The organism is Paraburkholderia sediminicola (assembly GCF_046027825.1).
GTDB lineage: Bacteria > Pseudomonadota > Gammaproteobacteria > Burkholderiales > Burkholderiaceae > Paraburkholderia > Paraburkholderia sediminicola_D.
Map to the genome: position 1 here is coordinate 35,477 of NZ_JAQQDU010000064.1, position 16,147 is coordinate 51,623.

At 61.8% G+C, this 16,147-nt stretch carries 18 protein-coding genes and 1 other RNA gene; 12 read left to right on the forward strand and 7 right to left on the reverse strand.

The genetic code is table 11. From position 1 onward, the window contains the following. Positions 1 to 17: 17 nt before the first annotated feature. The 3 genes from PQQ96_RS28770 to PQQ96_RS28780 are packed head-to-tail and all read left to right on the forward strand — an operon-like array spanning position 18 to position 2,157. Positions 18 to 758, forward strand: coding sequence for an amino acid ABC transporter permease (locus tag PQQ96_RS28770; RefSeq protein WP_408298934.1), 741 nt, complete (start codon positions 18 to 20; stop codon positions 756 to 758). After that, positions 758 to 1,435, forward strand: a complete 678-nt coding sequence (gltK, locus tag PQQ96_RS28775) for a glutamate/aspartate ABC transporter permease GltK (RefSeq protein WP_408298935.1) — start codon at positions 758 to 760, stop codon at positions 1,433 to 1,435. Before PQQ96_RS28770 ends, gltK begins: the two co-directional genes overlap by 1 nt. Next, a complete protein-coding gene (locus PQQ96_RS28780) occupies positions 1,432 to 2,157 on the forward strand; it encodes an amino acid ABC transporter ATP-binding protein (protein WP_074282222.1) in 726 nt (241 codons plus the stop codon). Before gltK ends, PQQ96_RS28780 begins: the two co-directional genes overlap by 4 nt. 159 nt (positions 2,158 to 2,316) lie before the next feature. Here the strand turns inward: PQQ96_RS28780 and PQQ96_RS28785 are convergent, their stop codons facing one another. Then, positions 2,317 to 3,243 (reverse strand): class II glutamine amidotransferase, encoded by a 927-nt coding sequence (locus PQQ96_RS28785; protein ID WP_408298937.1) that lies wholly within the window; start codon positions 3,241 to 3,243, stop codon positions 2,317 to 2,319. Positions 3,244 to 3,432: 189 nt separating this feature from the next. Here PQQ96_RS28785 and pyrC point away from each other — a divergent pair, with 189 nt between their 5' ends. From pyrC to rnpB, 3 genes are all read left to right on the forward strand, one after another. Further along, on the forward strand, positions 3,433 to 4,503 hold the full coding sequence (pyrC, locus tag PQQ96_RS28790; RefSeq protein ID WP_408298939.1) for a dihydroorotase: 1,071 nt from the start codon (positions 3,433 to 3,435) through the stop codon (positions 4,501 to 4,503). Between the two features lie 11 nt (positions 4,504 to 4,514). Continuing rightward, positions 4,515 to 5,348 (forward strand): DUF3025 domain-containing protein, encoded by an 834-nt coding sequence (locus tag PQQ96_RS28795; RefSeq protein ID WP_408298941.1) that lies wholly within the window; start codon positions 4,515 to 4,517, stop codon positions 5,346 to 5,348. Between the two features lie 41 nt (positions 5,349 to 5,389). After that, an RNA gene (gene rnpB / locus PQQ96_RS28800) (RNase P RNA component class A) lies at positions 5,390 to 5,803 on the forward strand. 88 nt (positions 5,804 to 5,891) lie between these two features. On the opposite strand, the gene PQQ96_RS28805 is transcribed toward rnpB, so the two are convergent. Then, positions 5,892 to 6,314 (reverse strand): OsmC family protein, encoded by a 423-nt coding sequence (locus PQQ96_RS28805; RefSeq protein ID WP_074282226.1) that lies wholly within the window; start codon positions 6,312 to 6,314, stop codon positions 5,892 to 5,894. Positions 6,315 to 6,996: 682 nt separating this feature from the next. Here PQQ96_RS28805 and rplM point away from each other — a divergent pair. The 3 genes from rplM (at position 6,997) to erpA (ending at position 8,464) form a co-directional block, all read left to right on the forward strand. Continuing rightward, on the forward strand, positions 6,997 to 7,425 hold the full coding sequence (rplM, locus tag PQQ96_RS28810; RefSeq protein ID WP_007180422.1) for a 50S ribosomal protein L13: 429 nt from the start codon (positions 6,997 to 6,999) through the stop codon (positions 7,423 to 7,425). Positions 7,426 to 7,436: 11 nt separating this feature from the next. Further along, positions 7,437 to 7,829 carry a 30S ribosomal protein S9 gene (gene rpsI, locus PQQ96_RS28815; RefSeq protein ID WP_007180423.1) on the forward strand — a complete coding sequence of 131 codons (393 nt, stop codon included), beginning with the start codon at positions 7,437 to 7,439 and terminating at the stop codon, positions 7,827 to 7,829. 269 nt (positions 7,830 to 8,098) lie between these two features. After that, positions 8,099 to 8,464, forward strand: coding sequence for an iron-sulfur cluster insertion protein ErpA (erpA, locus tag PQQ96_RS28820; RefSeq protein ID WP_007180424.1), 366 nt, complete (start codon positions 8,099 to 8,101; stop codon positions 8,462 to 8,464). Positions 8,465 to 8,552: 88 nt separating this feature from the next. Here erpA and PQQ96_RS28825 read toward each other — a convergent pair whose 3' ends face one another. Beyond that, positions 8,553 to 9,683 carry an anhydro-N-acetylmuramic acid kinase gene (locus tag PQQ96_RS28825; protein ID WP_408298943.1) on the reverse strand — a complete coding sequence of 377 codons (1,131 nt, stop codon included), beginning with the start codon at positions 9,681 to 9,683 and terminating at the stop codon, positions 8,553 to 8,555. A 206-nt stretch (positions 9,684 to 9,889) separates the two neighbouring features. Between PQQ96_RS28825 and tyrS the strand changes: the two genes are divergently transcribed. From tyrS to PQQ96_RS28840, 3 genes are all read left to right on the forward strand, one after another. Next, positions 9,890 to 11,134 carry a tyrosine--tRNA ligase gene (gene tyrS / locus PQQ96_RS28830; RefSeq protein WP_408298945.1) on the forward strand — a complete coding sequence of 415 codons (1,245 nt, stop codon included), beginning with the start codon at positions 9,890 to 9,892 and terminating at the stop codon, positions 11,132 to 11,134. Positions 11,135 to 11,195: 61 nt separating this feature from the next. After that, a complete protein-coding gene (gene dtd, locus PQQ96_RS28835) occupies positions 11,196 to 11,654 on the forward strand; it encodes a D-aminoacyl-tRNA deacylase (RefSeq protein WP_201076572.1) in 459 nt (152 codons plus the stop codon). Positions 11,655 to 11,765: 111 nt separating this feature from the next. Then, positions 11,766 to 12,446, forward strand: coding sequence for a histidine phosphatase family protein (locus PQQ96_RS28840; RefSeq protein WP_408298947.1), 681 nt, complete (start codon positions 11,766 to 11,768; stop codon positions 12,444 to 12,446). 100 nt (positions 12,447 to 12,546) lie between these two features. On the opposite strand, the gene PQQ96_RS28845 is transcribed toward PQQ96_RS28840, so the two are convergent. The 4 genes from PQQ96_RS28845 to ruvC all read right to left on the reverse strand — a co-directional run bounded on the left by PQQ96_RS28845 (position 12,547) and on the right by ruvC (position 15,970). Then, positions 12,547 to 13,485 carry an oxygenase MpaB family protein gene (locus tag PQQ96_RS28845; RefSeq protein ID WP_408298949.1) on the reverse strand — a complete coding sequence of 313 codons (939 nt, stop codon included), beginning with the start codon at positions 13,483 to 13,485 and terminating at the stop codon, positions 12,547 to 12,549. Between the two features lie 33 nt (positions 13,486 to 13,518). Continuing rightward, entirely contained in the window at positions 13,519 to 14,583 is a 1,065-nt protein-coding gene (ruvB, locus tag PQQ96_RS28850) for a Holliday junction branch migration DNA helicase RuvB (protein WP_408298951.1), read from the reverse strand. Between the two features lie 146 nt (positions 14,584 to 14,729). Further along, a complete protein-coding gene (ruvA, locus tag PQQ96_RS28855) occupies positions 14,730 to 15,311 on the reverse strand; it encodes a Holliday junction branch migration protein RuvA (RefSeq protein ID WP_408298953.1) in 582 nt (193 codons plus the stop codon). A 116-nt stretch (positions 15,312 to 15,427) separates the two neighbouring features. Continuing rightward, on the reverse strand, positions 15,428 to 15,970 hold the full coding sequence (gene ruvC / locus PQQ96_RS28860; RefSeq protein WP_074282234.1) for a crossover junction endodeoxyribonuclease RuvC: 543 nt from the start codon (positions 15,968 to 15,970) through the stop codon (positions 15,428 to 15,430). Positions 15,971 to 16,147 lie beyond the last annotated feature (177 nt).

A 16,147-nucleotide genomic window follows, 5' to 3' on the forward strand; every position in this document is an offset into this window, starting at 1 on the left:
TTGCTGGAGTCTTGGTCATGTCATATCACTGGAACTGGGGCATTCTGCTGAGTCCGGTCTCCACCGGCGAGCCGACCACCTATCTGGGCTGGCTGATGTCCGGCTTCTGGGTGACGATTACCGTGTCGCTGTCGGCATGGGTGATCGCGCTGATCGTCGGTTCGTTTTTCGGTGTGCTGCGCACCCTGCCGAACAAATGGGCGTCGGGTATCGGTACGCTCTATGTCGCGATCTTTCGCAACATCCCACTGATCGTGCAGTTCTTCATCTGGTATCTGGTGATACCGGAGTTGCTGCCGCCGTCGATGGGCAACTGGTTCAAGCAACTGCCGCCGGGCGCGCAGTTCTTCTCGTCGTCGATCATCTGTCTTGGGCTCTTCACTGCCGCACGCGTGTGCGAGCAGGTGCGCTCGGGCATCAACGCGTTGCCGCGCGGCCAGCGCGCCGCGGGTCTGGCCATGGGTTTCACGCAATGGCAGACGTATCGCTACGTGCTACTGCCGGTGGCGTACCGGATCATCGTGCCGCCGCTCACGTCCGAGTTTCTGAACATCTTCAAGAACTCGGCAGTCGCGTCGACGATCGGTCTGCTGGATCTGTCCGCCCAGGCGCGTCAACTGGTCGATTACACGTCGCAGACGTATGAGTCGTTCATCGCGGTCACGCTGGCCTATGTGCTGATCAATCTGGTCGTGATGCAACTGATGCGCTGGGTCGAACACAAGACCCGGTTGCCCGGCTATATCGGAGGTAAGTGATGCATCATTTCGACTGGAGCGGTATTCCGGGCGCACTGCCTACGCTGTGGACCGGCGCCATCGTCACCATCCAGATCACGCTCATCGCGATCGTGATTGGCATCGTCTGGGGCACCATTCTCGCGATGATGCGGCTGTCGCCATTCAAGCCGTTCGAATGGTTCGCGAAGGGTTATGTCACGATCTTCCGTTCGATCCCGCTCGTGATGGTGCTGCTGTGGTTCTTCCTGATCGTGCCGCAGGTCCTGCAAAACGTGCTGGGCCTGTCACCGGATATCGACATTCGGCTGGCGTCGGCGATGGTCGCTTTCTCGCTGTTCGAGGCTGCGTACTATTCGGAGATCATCCGCGCCGGTATTCAGGCGGTGCCGCGCGGGCAGGTCAATGCCGCGTTCGCGCTCGGCATGAGCTACCCGCAGGCCATGCGCCTCATCGTGCTGCCACAGGCGTTTCGTGCGATGGTGCCTCTGCTGCTTACCCAAGGTATCGTGCTGTTTCAGGATACGTCGCTCGTCTACGTGATCAGCCTCGCCGACTTCTTCCGCACCGCCACGAATATTGGCGACCGTGACGGTACGAATGTCGAAATGGTACTGTTCGCGGGCGCGTGTTATTTCGTGATCTGCGTGATCGCGTCGAGCCTCGTCAAAGGTCTTCAGAAAAAGGTCGCAAGATGATCTCTATCAAGAATGTTTCGAAGTGGTACGGTCAGTTTCAAGTACTGACCGACTGCACGACGGAAGTCAAAAAAGGTGAAGTGGTGGTGGTGTGCGGGCCGTCGGGCTCGGGCAAGTCCACGCTGATCAAAACCGTTAACGGCCTCGAGCCGTTCCAGAAGGGCGAGATCGTCATCAACGGCCAATCGCTGACCGACAAGAAAACCAATCTGTCGAAGCTGCGTGCCAAGGTCGGCATGGTGTTCCAGCACTTCGAGCTGTTTCCGCATCTGTCGATCGTGCAGAACCTGACGCTCGCACAGATCAAGGTGCTCGGCCGCTCGAAGGACGAAGCCACCACCAAGGGCTACAAGCTGCTCGATCGCGTCGGTCTGCGTGCGCATGCGGATAAGTTTCCGGGGCAATTGTCGGGTGGTCAGCAGCAGCGTGTGGCGATTGCGCGCGCACTGTCGATGGACCCGATCGCCATGCTGTTCGACGAACCGACCTCGGCGCTCGATCCGGAAATGATCAACGAAGTGCTCGACGTGATGGTCGAACTCGCGCAGGAAGGGATGACGATGATGTGCGTCACGCACGAAATGGGCTTTGCCAAGAAGGTCGCGCACCGCGTGATCTTCATGGACAAGGGCTTGATCGTCGAAGACGACCGCAAGGAAGACTTCTTCGCGAATCCGAAGTCGGATCGTGCGAAGGATTTTCTAGCGAAGATCCTGCACTAAATTTGTCGCTGGGCTGCGTCGGTTAGTTGGCGTGGCTCATGCAGAAAAAAAGCCGCTTCATCGGAAGAAGCGGCTTTTTTGTTTCTGACGTCGACCTTTCCAAGGTTCGCGAGGCAAGCGAGGGTTGGTCGTTCCGCCGTTAGCGAGCGCGTTCGCAGCTCAGGATTCGAAAGCGGCGGTGTCGTCGGCCGCTTCGAGGTCGACCTCGGCTGTCGCCACCGGCTCAACCGAAGCCGCGATCGTCGTTGCCGAAGCCGATGCGTCCAAAGCCGGATTGCGCAGCTTTTCCAGCACCGAAGCCGGCACCGGGACGTTGACCCGGCCGATCACTTCGCCGTGCTGGAACATCATCAGATCGCCCGGTTTGAAAGCGGTCCACACTTCGTTATCGGTGAGCGGCTTGGTTGCGATCACGGCGACGCGGTCTTCCGGCGTCGTGTATTTGGCGAAATCGATCGACACGTCCGCATCGACCAGATGGGCGGTCGAGAACGGCCAGCGCCGCACGATGTAGTACAGATGCGTCGAGCAATGCGCAAACTGCGCCTGGCCGTTCGACATCAGGAAATTGAACACGCCGAATTGCGTGATCTCGCGCGTGAGGGCTTCGAGTGCCTGGAACAGTTCTTCCAGCGGCGGTTGGCAGCCCGGGAACGCCTTGCGCAAACCTTGCAGCAGCGCGCAGAACGCGAGTTCGCTATCGGTCGTGCCGACAGGTTGATAGACGCCGTTTAGCGCCGGCGAATAGTCTTTCAGGTCGCCGTTATGCGCGAAGATCCAGTGGCGCCCCCACAGTTCGCGCATGAACGGATGGCAGTTTTCGAGCAGGATGTGCCCTTGGGTCGCCTTGCGGATATGCGCGATCGTGTTTTTCGATTTGATCGGGTAGCGCTTGACCATCTCGGCGATCGGCGAGGTGGCCGACGATTGATGGTCGATGAACAGGCGGCAGGCTTTGTCTTCGAAGAAGGCGATGCCCCAGCCGTCTGCGTGGTGATCGGTGACGCCGCCGCGCGCCGCAAAGCCGGTGAACGAGAACGTGACGTCCGTCGGCGCGGCGCAGTTCATTCCGAGAAGTTGGCACATGTTGCGGGTAAGCCTGTGAACGGGGCGAGCCGTTACAATGATGATTTTCCAAGCATATCACCGAGCCATAAGCGCCAAATAGCAAAATTGACGTATGTTTAGGCCTTAGCGTTGCGATTTGCTGTGATTTGTACCGCTTTGAGCATGCCGATTTGCTTTTTTGCCGCCGAATCTCGTTCCCCTCTCGCCATGACCGCTTCCAACGCCTCCCTCGCTTCCATCGACACCGTTACGCTCGCCCGCCCGGACGACTGGCACCTGCACGTTCGCGACGGCGAGATGCTCGCTGCCGTGTTGCCGGACACCGCGCGCCAGTTCGGCCGCGCGATCATCATGCCTAACCTGAAGCCGCCGGTCACCACGACCGCGATGGCAGAGGCGTACCGCGAGCGCATCGTCGCCGCGACCCCGGCCGGGGCGAAGTTCGAGCCGCTGATGACGCTGTACCTCACCGACAACACGCCGCCCGACGAAATCCGCCGCGCGCGCGAAAGCGGCTTCGTGCATGGCGTGAAGCTATACCCGGCGGGTGCGACGACCAACTCGGACGCGGGCGTCACGGACATCATGAAGTGCGCCAAAACGCTCGAGGTGATGCAGGAAACCGGTATGCCGCTGCTGGTGCACGGCGAAGTGACCGATTCGTCGATCGACCTGTTCGACCGCGAGAAAGTGTTCATCGACCGCGTGATGACGCCGCTGCGCCGCGAATTTCCGGCGCTGAAGGTGGTGTTCGAGCACATCACCACGAAAGATGCCGTCGACTACATCCGTGACGCCGGCGTGGCGCCGGGGCTGCTGGGCGCGACGATTACCGCGCACCATCTGCTGTACAACCGTAACGCGATCTTCCAGGGCGGCATTCGCCCGCATTACTACTGCCTGCCGGTGTTGAAGCGCGAGACGCATCGCGTGGCGCTGGTCGAGGCGGCGACCTCGGGCAATCCGCGTTTCTTCCTCGGCACCGATAGCGCGCCGCATCCGAAGGGCTTGAAAGAGCACGCCTGCGGCTGCGCGGGGTGCTACACGGCGCTGCATGCACTCGAGCTCTACACGGAAGCGTTCGATAAGGCCGGCGCACTGGACAAGCTCGAGGGCTTCGCCAGCTTCTTCGGCGCGGATTTCTACGGTCTGCCGCGCAGCGAAGAGAAGGTCACGCTTCGTCGCGAAGAATGGACGCTGCCGGCTGAATTGCCGGTTGGCGACACGCCTGTTGTGCCGCTGCGTGGCGGTGAGACGATTGGCTGGCGCCTCGTCTGAGGTTGCGTTAAATGCAGGTGCAAGAGGCGGCGCGCGTGGGCTTCGGTTTCGCCGATATCGACTGGTCGAAGCCGTGGTTCGCGCAGTTCGCGGCGCGCGGCGAACGCTGGCAGCAGGGCGCGCTAACGAGCTACGCGGCCTTGCTTGCGGAAATGAACGCCGATGCCGGCGAGATGCGGCAGGTCACGGGGCGCGGGCAGCGCCTCGCTTTCATTGCGCAGGACGATCTGCCACCGGGCGCGGCTTACGAGGCGCACATCGCGTCGACGGGCTGCGTGCCGACGCGCCACAACCTCCATGATTTCTTCAACGGGTCGATGTGGTTCGCGTTTCCGCGTATCAAGGCGGCGCTGAACGCACGGCAGTCGGCGGCAATCGACGTGTTAGGCGTCGGTCCGACCCGCGGTGGCGTACGCGACACGTTGACCTTGTTCGACGAGAACGCGTTGCTGTTCGCCTGTGCCGACCCGGTGTTGAGCGCGGCATTGCGCGGTTTCGACTGGCAAACGCTGCTCGTTGCGCACCGTGATGCCTGGGGGGCGCGCTGCGAAGTGCGCTGCTTCGGTCACGCGCTACTGGAAAAGCTGATCGCGCCGTTCAAGGCCTGCACGGGCCACGCGTGGATCGTTGACGTGCCGTCCAAATACTTCGGGTGGAACGCAGCGGCGCGCGACGCATGGCTCGACGAGTCGGTCAGCACGGCACTCCTGAACACCGACGCGTTGACGAGCCGCATGTTCGCACCGCTGCCCGTGCTGGGGATTCCGGGCTGGTGTGCCGGGAACGAATCGCCCGTGTTTTACGACGACACGTCCGTCTTTCGCACGGGGCGACGTTCGCGCTAAAGCCGCACCCTCTCCGCCACAGTGTTAAAATGCGCGCCAGCAAAGCAGGCCAGGCAGTCGCGGCCTCTGCGGTTTCGGCCAAAGAGGGCGAGGAAAGTCCGGACTCCATAGGGCAGGGTGATGGCTAACGGCCATCCGTGGTGACACGCGGAACAGGGCAACAGAAAGCAAACCGCCGATGGCCCGGCGCAAGCCGGGATCAGGTAAGGGTGAAACGGTGCGGTAAGAGCGCACCGCGGCTGCTGCAAGGCAGACCGGCACGGTAACCTCCACCCGGAGCAATTCCAAGTAGGCAGGCTAGCATCTTCGAGATGCAGGACGGGGCCCCCGTCACGTCTGCGGGTAGGAAGCTTGAGCGCGTCAGTAATGGCGCGCCTAGAGGAATGACTGCTACGCGCGTCGCGTTTTCGGACGTGGCGCGTGCACAGAATCCGGCTTATCGGCCTGCTTTGCCACCCAACAAAAAAATGCCGGCGTCCTGGTGGATGCCGGCATTTTTATTTTCCCCGCTGATTTGCTCAAATGCGCGCCGACGCATCGCGCTCAACCCGCGACGATCTCGAACGAGTGCGTGAGCTCAGCGGTCTTCGCGATCATGATCGACGCCGAGCAGTATTTGTCGTGCGACAGATTGATCGCGCGTTCCACGGTAGCCGGGTTCAGGTTCTTGCCCGTCACGGTGAAGTGGAAGTGGATCTTGGTGAACACTTTCGGATCTTCGCTGGCGCGTTCGGCCTTCAGCGTCACCGAGCAGCCGGCGATTTCCTGGCGGCTTTTCTTCAGGATCATCACGACGTCGTACGCCGTGCAGCCGCCCGTGCCGAGCAGAACCATTTCCATCGGACGCGGCGCGAGATTGCGGCCGCCGCCCTCCGGCGCGCCATCCATCGTGACCAGATGACCGCTGCCTGTCTCGGCCGCAAACGCCATCCCGTCTTGCCCCATCCAGCTAACTTTGCATTCCATGCTGTGCTCCACCGCGCTGTGCTTATATTGAAAACGCATTGTAGCCCGGTGTTTGCGCGTCCGCCCGAAGGGACTTTCGACGGAACTTATGCACGATGATGGCTTGCGTGTTGCGGTGCGGCATGTTCCGCCAATTCGGGAATGCCCTGGCGGATTTAGGGGTTTTACTCTAGGTGATGTCTGCTTAGGCGGCTGCTTAAAAATGCCTTTGTGATTGATTTAAAAGGAAATTCATCGTTTTTTGCCTTGCAAACTACAATCCCGCATTATGAGATTACATTTCGCAATGCAAATGTTCTTGCGTCGCACAAGGCCGCCTCATATAATCAGCCCCATCGGTTGCAGCAGTTCTGCAACCTCCGCTGTCTCCTCCACCTCCTCCTTTGGTGGATTAAACCCGAACCACTAGTTCGGGTTTTTTTTCGCCCGCGCATTCCGGTCGCCGATGCCTTTCGGTGGACCATGGGGATGGTCATATGGCGCTGCCAGGCCGTCGCCGGCTACGGCTTCTCGCCCCAAATCCCACAAGTTTTGACTCGGTGTAGCAAATTCCTTTATAATTCAGGGCTTTTCCGCATCCGCGCCCGCGGAGGAAGAACCAGGGAGAGCCTGCACGCGCCTCGATGCGCACACTACAAGCAGGAAAAAATACATTGGGCGCAGCAATTTTTTTGGATCGATCATGAAGACGTTTTCCGCAAAAGCCCATGAGGTTACGCGTGAATGGTACGTGATTGACGCGACGGATAAGGTTCTCGGGCGTGTCGCCAGCGAAGTGGCACACCGTCTTCGCGGCAAGCACAAGCCTGAATTCACTCCGCACGTCGACACCGGTGATTTCATCATCGTTATCAACGCCGGCAAGCTGCGTGTCACGGGCAACAAGGCTACTGACAAGAAGTACTACCGTCACTCGGGTTACCCGGGCGGTATTTATGAAACGACGTTCGGCAAGATGCAGGAACGCTTCCCGGGCCGTGCGCTCGAGAAAGCGGTCAAGGGCATGCTGCCGAAGGGCCCGCTCGGCTACGCGATGATCAAGAAGCTGAAGGTCTACGCTGAAGCAACGCATCCGCATTCGGCACAACAGCCGAAAGCGCTCGAGATCTAAGGGGAGCCCACATGATCGGTAACTGGAATTACGGCACGGGCCGCCGCAAGAGCGCCGTCGCACGCGTCTTCATCAAGGCTGGCAAGGGCGAGATCATTGTAAACGGCAAGCCTATCGCCGATTACTTCTCGCGCGAAACGTCGCTGATGATCGTGCGTCAGCCGCTGGAACTCACGAACCACGGCGTCACGTTCGACATCAAAGTCAACGTGAACGGTGGCGGTGAAACGGGTCAAGCCGGTGCGGTTCGCCACGGCATCACCCGCGCGCTGATGGACTACGACGCAACGCTGAAGCCGGAACTGTCGAAGGCTGGCTTCGTGACGCGTGATGCTCGTGAAGTCGAACGTAAGAAGGTCGGCTTCCACAAGGCACGTCGCCGGAAGCAATTCTCGAAGCGTTAATCGCTTCGTGTGCGATCCAGCTTTCGGGCTGGAACGCTGCAAAAGCCGCCAACGCTTTCGCGAAGGCGGCTTTTTTAATGGTTTTTTGCGTTGGGTTTGCGACAACGGTTTTCTCGCTGGGGCGGTGGTTCGATCCGCTCAGGCAGGCTGATGGCGGCTAGCGCGCCAATCGATCGTGTTTCCTGGAAGAACCCATTGATTTTGTGGGCTTCAGCACGATATTGAGATCAGCCCTACAATAGCGGTTAGAAGCTTTTTGGAGAGTTCGAATGAACGCAGTCACCGATACACCCGTGACCGAGATGCCCGCCCCCTTCGTTTTTACCGACGCAGCGGCTGACAAGGTCAAGCAACTGATCGAAGAAGAAGGCAATGCGGACCTCAAACTGCGCGTTTTCGTGCAGGGCGGCGGCTGCTCGGGCTTTCAGTACGGTTTTACGTTCGACGAAGCCGTCAACGAAGACGACACCGTCATGAACAAGAGCGGCGTCCAGCTGCTGATCGATTCGATGAGCTACCAGTATCTGGTTGGCGCTGAGATCGACTACAAGGACGACATCAACGGCGCGCAGTTCGTCATCAAGAACCCGAACGCTACGACCACCTGTGGTTGCGGCTCGTCGTTCTCGGTTTGATGGCTGGCCGGTTGGCCGACAGGTTGTAAAAGGAAACGGGGCTTCGGCCCCGTTTTTTATTGCCTGAACGAAAACCCGGGCTCGTCGATTAGCGCGGGTAGATCGCCCCCAGCACGCGCTCCGCAGCGGCGCCAGTGACTGCCGGCAAATTGCCTGGCAAGCGTGCCATGCAGCGCATCGCCAGCCATGCGAACGCCAGCGGCTCGACCTGGCTCGGCGGTACGCCAAGGGCGTCGGTGGTCATCACGGGTACGCCGCTTACGCCGCTGTCCTCCAGCGCCTGTTGCAGGGCCTTCATGATCTCCGGATTGCGCGCACCGCCGCCACACACATAGACCGCCTTGGCATCCGATGCGTGCCGTTCGATTTCGCGAGCAACCGTTACTGCGGTCAGCGCGACCAGTGTGGCTTGCACGTCGGCGGGGGCGAGCGCGGCGAACGGTTGGAGCTTTGCATCCAGCCATTGCGGGTTGAACAAGTCGCGGCCGGTGCTTTTCGGCGGTTGCTGCGTGAAAAAGGGCTCGTCGAGCAGCGCGTTCAGCAACGTGCGATCGACCTGTCCGCCCGCGGCGAAATGGCCGTTTTCGTCAAAAGGCTTGCCGAGATGGCGTTGCGCCCATTCGTCGAGCAGCGCGTTCGCTGGCCCGCAGTCGAAGCCGCGCACGCCGCCGGTCGCGTTCAGGATCGTGATATTGCTGATGCCGCCCAGATTGCAGACCACCCGCGTTTCGTCTTTCGCGCCGAACACCGTGGCATGAAACGCCGGCACGAGCGGTGCGCCCTGGCCACCGGCCGCGACGTCGCGGCTGCGGAAATCGGCGACCACGTCGATGTGCATCATTTCCGCGAGCAGCGCGGGGTTGTTGATCTGCCGCGTGTAGCCCTTTTCCGGCCGATGCCGTACCGTCTGGCCGTGGACGCCGATTGCACGGACTTCCGAGGCCGGCACGCGGCTGCAATTCAGCAATTCGTGGCAGCACACGGTATAGCGCGTGGCGAGCGCATTCGCGGCCAGCGCTTCGCGTTCGATCTCGTTGTCCCCCGGCTGTTGAAGCGCGAACAGCGCCTCGCGCAAGCCTGCCGCGAAGCCGACAAACGCCTCAGCCAGCACCGCCGGCGGCTTACCTTGGGCAAATCTGACGGCGATACCGTCCACGCCGTCCATGCTCGTGCCGGACATCAATCCAAAGTAGACGCCGTCTGCGGGGTCTTGCGCCACGTTGCTGCTCCTCTCGATGATTCGTTGCGATCTGTTTTAGCAGATTATCGGCGCAAGCGCGGTCGAATATAAAGCCCTACAAAGCCAATGGCGCGGCCCGGCACGCCGAAATCGTGCACGGGCAGCACGCTTGTGGCTGAGTCAGTGGGCGCGGCGGCGCGCATCTATGGGACAATCTCCTTTTTTCGCGACTTCAAGTTTCCAGCATGAGCACCGAGTCCACCAAACCTAGCCCCGCCTTCCCGATCACTGACGAAGTTCGTCACGCACTCGCCGTCACTAAACGCGGCGTCGACGAACTGCTGATCGAGGACGAATTCGCGCAAAAGCTCGCGAAGAGCGCGGCCACCGGTGTGCCCCTGCGCATCAAGCTCGGCCTCGATCCGACCGCGCCTGACATCCATATCGGCCACACGGTCGTGCTGAACAAGATGCGCCAGTTGCAGGACCTCGGTCACACGGTGATTTTCCTGATCGGTGACTTCACGTCGCTGATTGGCGATCCGTCGGGCCGCAACGCCACGCGCCCGCCGCTCACGCGCGAGCAGATCGAATCGAACGCGAAAACGTATTTCGAGCAGGCCGCGCTGGTGCTCGACCGCGACAAGACCGAAATCCGCTACAACAGCGAATGGTCGATGCCGCTCGGCGCCGACGGCATGATCAAGCTCGCCTCGCGCTACACGGTGGCGCGTATTCTCGAGCGCGAAGACTTCACCAAGCGTTTCCAGGGCGGCGTGCCGATCTCGATCCACGAATTCCTGTACCCGCTGATGCAAGGCTACGACTCGGTCGCGCTGAATGCCGACCTCGAACTCGGCGGCACGGATCAGAAGTTCAACCTGCTGGTGGGCCGTGAACTGCAGAAGCAGTACGGTCAGGAACAGCAGTGCATCTTGACCATGCCGCTGCTCGAAGGCCTGGACGGCGTCGAGAAGATGTCGAAATCGAAGAACAACTACATCGGCATCAGCGAAAAGCCGACGGACATGTTCGGCAAGCTGATGAGCATCTCCGACGTGCTGATGTGGCGTTATTTTGAACTGTTGTCGTTCCGTCCGATGGACGAGATCGCCGGCTTTAAGAAAGAGATCGAAGCGGGCCGCAATCCGCGCGATTTCAAGGTGATGCTCGGTCAGGAAATCGTCGCGCGCTTCCACTCGCAAGCCGATGCCGAGCGCGCGCTCGAAGACTTCAATCATCGCGCGAAGGGCGGCGTGCCGGACGATATTCCGGCGGTCACGCTCGCGGGCGCACCGCTCGCGATCGGCCAGTTGCTCAAGCAGGCCAACCTTGTGCCGTCGACCAGCGAGGCGCTGCGCAACATCGAGCAGGGCGGCGTGAAGATCGACGGTACGACCGTGTCAGACAAGGGCTTGAAAGTTGAAGCCGGCGAGTATGTCGTGCAGGTCGGCAAGCGTCGTTTTGCGCGCGTTACGCTGACGGCTTGATGGCTTGTTGGCCCAGCGATAACGCGATGATGAAGCGAGCGTTGCATTCGGAGTCGAGCCGATGATCGCGCTGATCCAGCGCGTGCGGCGCGCGGAGGTGCGCGTGGGCGAGCGAGTGACCGGCGCGATCGAGGCGGGCCTGCTTGCGCTCGTCTGCGCCGAACGCGGCGACACGGAAGGCGCGGCTGACCGGCTGCTTGCCAAGGTGCTCGGCTACCGCGTCTTCAGCGATGCGGCCGGCAAGATGAATCTCTCCGTGCAGAATCTCGACGGTGCCGGGCGCGCAGGCGGCTTGCTGCTCGTTTCGCAGTTCACGTTGGCGGCTGACACCAACAGCGGCCTGCGCCCGAGCTTCACGCCCGCCGCACCGCCGGACGAAGGCAAGCGCCTGTTCGATTACTTCGTCTCGGCCGCGCGCGCAAAGCACCCGATCGTCGAGACGGGCGAGTTCGGCGCCGATATGCAGGTGTCGCTCGTCAATGACGGGCCGGTCACGTTCTGGCTGCAGACCAACGCTTGAGTTTCGACGGCCGCCGGCGCGTATAGGCGGGGGCACGCATCCACTCCTCCAGCCGCTTTTTGCGACAATAGCGGCTCGGCATAACCGGCTACTGGCGCCCACTCTCATCCCATGACCACGCAGATTCTGTTTATCCGCCACGGCGAGACCGACTGGAACCGCATCAAACGCATTCAAGGTCACATCGACATTCCGCTCGCGACGACTGGCCTCGCGCAGGCTCAGCGCCTTGCACGCCGCATCGCGAATGAAGTGAAGGAGGGCGTGCGGCTCGACGCAATCTATTCAAGCGATCTGCAACGCGCTCAGCAAACCGCGCAGCCGATCGCCGACGCGCTCGGCCTGCCGTTGCAATTGCGCGAAGGTTTGCGCGAGCGTTCATACGGCGCGTTCCAGGGGCATGACAGCGATGAGATCGCCGTCCGTTTCCCCGATGAATACGCGCACTGGCAAACCCGCGATCCGGGTTTCGCGCCGCCTGAAGGTGAATCGCAACGCACGCTCTATCACCGCGTGCTGCACGCGATCGAGCCTCTGGTCGCCGCGCATCCGGGCGGACGAATCGCCTGTGTCGCGCACGGTGGCGTGCTGGACTGCGTGCGCCGGTTCGCATGCGGCTTGTCACTCGATGCGCCGCGTGATTACGCGTTGCTGAACACGAGTGTCAACGTGGTGGATTACACCGACGACGCCAGCAAGGCGACGATCGTGTCGTGGGCGGACGTGTCGCATCTCGATGCGCCGAGCGACGACGATAGCTTCAAGAAGCGGGTGCCGGAACCGACGCGTTAAGTGGTAAGGCGACACGAGTCGATCGCGCAGGGGGACTGTTTCGCGGTGGGAGCTATCCCGCAGGGTGCCGTCTCACAGAAGGCGCTCTCGCATACGCGGACTACTTCGACTCGCGCGTAGCCGCCACACGTCGGCGCGCCCGTTTCGATACACCGTTCACCAGTGCCCAGCGGATTACCGGTGCGACCAGCCTCACGCCGGGCCTCGTGACCGCACGACGAATGCCGGAAAATCGTTCGAACCCCAGCATCGTTTGCGCCCAATCGGGCAGCAGATCGACACCTGCATTCAACATCAATGCTCCCGCGGGCCGCATTGCAGGGCTAGGTGCGGGCGCGTTCATCAGAACTCTCACGACTTCGCTTGTGCGCTCGCTGGCCACCAACTCAGGCTGCATGGCGAGCAGGTAAGCGTCAATCTCGGCGCGTGAGCGCGGAATGTTCGACGCGCCGAGCATCTCGGCGATGCGCGCGGTTTCCGCGAAGTATTGATCCTGCGCGGCGACGGGCAGCAACGGGTCCACGTACCGCAGGTGCGCAGCCATGAAACTCGACACTTCGGCCACGTGCACCCACGTCAGCAGGGCAGGGTCGCTCGCGCGATACGGCTGGCCATCGGGCCCAACGCCGGTGACGCCGAGGTGAATGCGCTTCACGCGCTCAATTAGCGCTAAAGCGTCGTGCTGGCTGCCGTAAGTCGTGCCAGAGATGAACGTTGCGGTTCGGCGCAGGCGTCCCAGAATATCGGTGCGAAACGTCGAATGGTCCCATACGCCAGCGAGTGCCAGCGGATGCAGAGCCTGGAGCAGTAGTGCGCTGATGCCGCCCGTCATCATCGACGTGAAGTCGGCGTGGACTTTCCAGCATACGGAGTCGGGACCGAAGAGGCCGGGGTCTCCCGGCGGCGATGAGTAGTCGAGTGTTGGGCCGCTGCCGGTTGTCAGATGTGTGACGCCGGCCGCCAGTTTCGAGCGGATTCTGCCCGCGAGTAACTGCGCGAGGCCGCCGCGTGAAGTGGGCTGCTTGACTTGATCGGACATCCTTAAATCGGTCTCACGCGGCGTGTATCCGGTTCAGGTCGCGGCCGCATCCCACAGGCCGGATATGGGACTCGAAGTGTCCGGCGCGGCGAGACCGAAATGCCGGTACGTGAGCAGCGTGGCGACGCGACCGCGCGGCGTGCGTTGCAGGAAGCCTTGCTGGATCAGATACGGTTCGAGCACGTCTTCGATCGTGTCGCGCTCTTCGCCGATTGCCGCCGCCAGATTGTCGACGCCGACCGGGCCGCCGTCGAACTTGTGCAGAATCGCTTCGAGCAGTTTGCGGTCCATCAGGTCGAAGCCGACCGCGTCCACGTCGAGCATTTTGAGCGCGGCGTCGGCCACTTGCGCGGTGATGTTGCCGTCCGCTTTCACTTCGGCGAAATCGCGCACACGGCGCAGAAGCCGGTTCGCGATACGCGGCGTGCCACGTGCGCGCTTGGCGATTTCGAAGGCGCCGTCCGGATGGATCTGCGCATGCAGCAACGACGCCGAACGCGTGACGATGCGCGCCAGTTCTTCGGCGTTATAAAACTCGAGCCGCGCGACGATCCCGAAGCGATCGCGCAGCGGATTGGTCAGCATGCCCGCGCGGGTGGTTGCGCCGACCAGCGTGAACGGCTGCAGATCCAGCTTCACGCTGCGCGCGGCGGGTCCTTCGCCGATCATGATGTCGATCTGATAGTCCTCCAACGCCGGATACAGAATTTCTTCGACGACCGGCGAGAGCCGGTGGATTTCGTCGATGAACAGGACGTCGTTGGCTTCGAGATTAGTGAGCAGTGCGGCGAGGTCGCCGGCGCGTTCGAGCACCGGGCCGGAGGTTTGCCGCAGATTGACACCCATTTCCCGCGCGATGATGTGCGCGAGGGTGGTCTTGCCGAGACCCGGCGGCCCGAACAGCAGCACGTGGTCGAGCGATTCCGACCGGCGCTTGGCTGCCTCGATGAAGATTTCCAGCTGACCGCGCACCTTTTCCTGCCCGACATATTCTTCGAGCTGGCGCGGGCGCAACGCGCGCTCGAACGCTTCTTCGTTCGGCGAGACGGGCGTGGCCGCGATGATGCGCTCGGCGGCGAGTTTGTCGGTTTCGATCATGCGGTCATTGTACCGCGCGCGCCCCGCAGGAAACCCCCTCGGGGGCCGCCCATTGCGAGACTTGGCCGAACGGCCAGGGTGCGCGCCGTGCTGCCGTATGGGATGCTTTACCCATCACACGCGGCGCGACCCCACGGGCTCGTGCCTTAACCCTTGGACAACGCCTTCAACGCGAGCTTGATGCCCTCGGAAACGCCGGTGCCCGCCGGCACGTTCTTGACGGCCGTCAACGCTTCTTTTTCGGAGTAACCCAATGCGAGCAATGCGTTCAGGATATCGGAGGCGTGGTCGGATGCCGACGCCGCACCGGCCATCGCGCCCAGATCGGCGCCGATCTTGCCCTTCAGTTCGAGGAGCAGTCGCTCCGCCGTCTTCTTGCCGATGCCCGGCACGCGAGTCAGGCGCGCTGCGTCCTGCATCGTGACGGTCTGCGCCAGTTCGTGCACGCTCATGCCGGAGAGCACGGCGAGCGCCATACGCGCGCCGATACCGGTGATCTTCAGCAATTCACGGAAGGTCGACCGCTCTTCGGCTGTGCCGAAGCCATAGAGCAGATGCGCGTCTTCACGCACGATCATTTGCGTGAGCAGCACGACGCGTTCGCCGGTCGACGGCAGGTTGTAGAACGTGCTCATCGGCACATCGACTTCGTAACCGACGCCGTTGCAGTCGACGAGCAGATGCGGCGGGTTTTTTTCCAGCAGAACGCCGGCAATGCGACCGATCATGGCGGATTCAATCTTGAGAGAAAGGGCGAGTGTAGCGCAGCGAGTGCGCGTCGGGCGTGGCGCGCATCACGATCCGTGCGCGCGTAACGCGAAGGTGGCTGGAGCGCCGCTTTCGCCTATCCGACCAGCCGCCCGCGCCGCACCCGCAAACCCTTCTTCGCCAACGAAGGCGCGATGCCGCCCAGCGTGCTCAGGGTCGTGCCGCCGTGTGCGTGGCAAATCGCCATGCCGAGGGCGTCGGCGGCGTCGGTGCTGGGCACGCCGGAGAGGTTGAGTAGCCGCACCACCATCTGCTGCATCTGCTCCTTGGTCGCGCGGCCGTAGCCGACCACAGCTTGCTTCAACTGCAGCGCCGTATATTCGGCGACCGGCACGCCGCCCGCCACCAGGCCACAGATCGCCGCGCCGCGGGCCTGGCCGAGCAGCAGCGTGGATTGCGGGTTGACGTTGACGAACACCTTTTCGATCGCCGACTGATCCGGCGAATGCTGACGGACCAGCGTCGAAATGCCTTCGAAAATGGTGCCGAGACGCGACGGCAGATCGGCGTCGGCGGTTTTGATCACGCCGCTTGCGACGTAGCTGAGCGTGTGTCCGGTCTGATCGATTACGCCAAAACCGGTCACACGCAAGCCGGGGTCGATGCCGAGAATTCTCATGAGGTGCCGCATGTGCGGTGAAAACTAAGTGCTTGCGATACTACAACGAACGCGCGGGGTGGCGGTCGGTGTGCGGCGATACCGGCGGAATAAAAACTGGCGCATGCGTTGAAAAGAGATCGCGCACACACGCAAAAGAAAACGGCCCGGCGGAAATCTCCCCAGCCGCTCACTTAA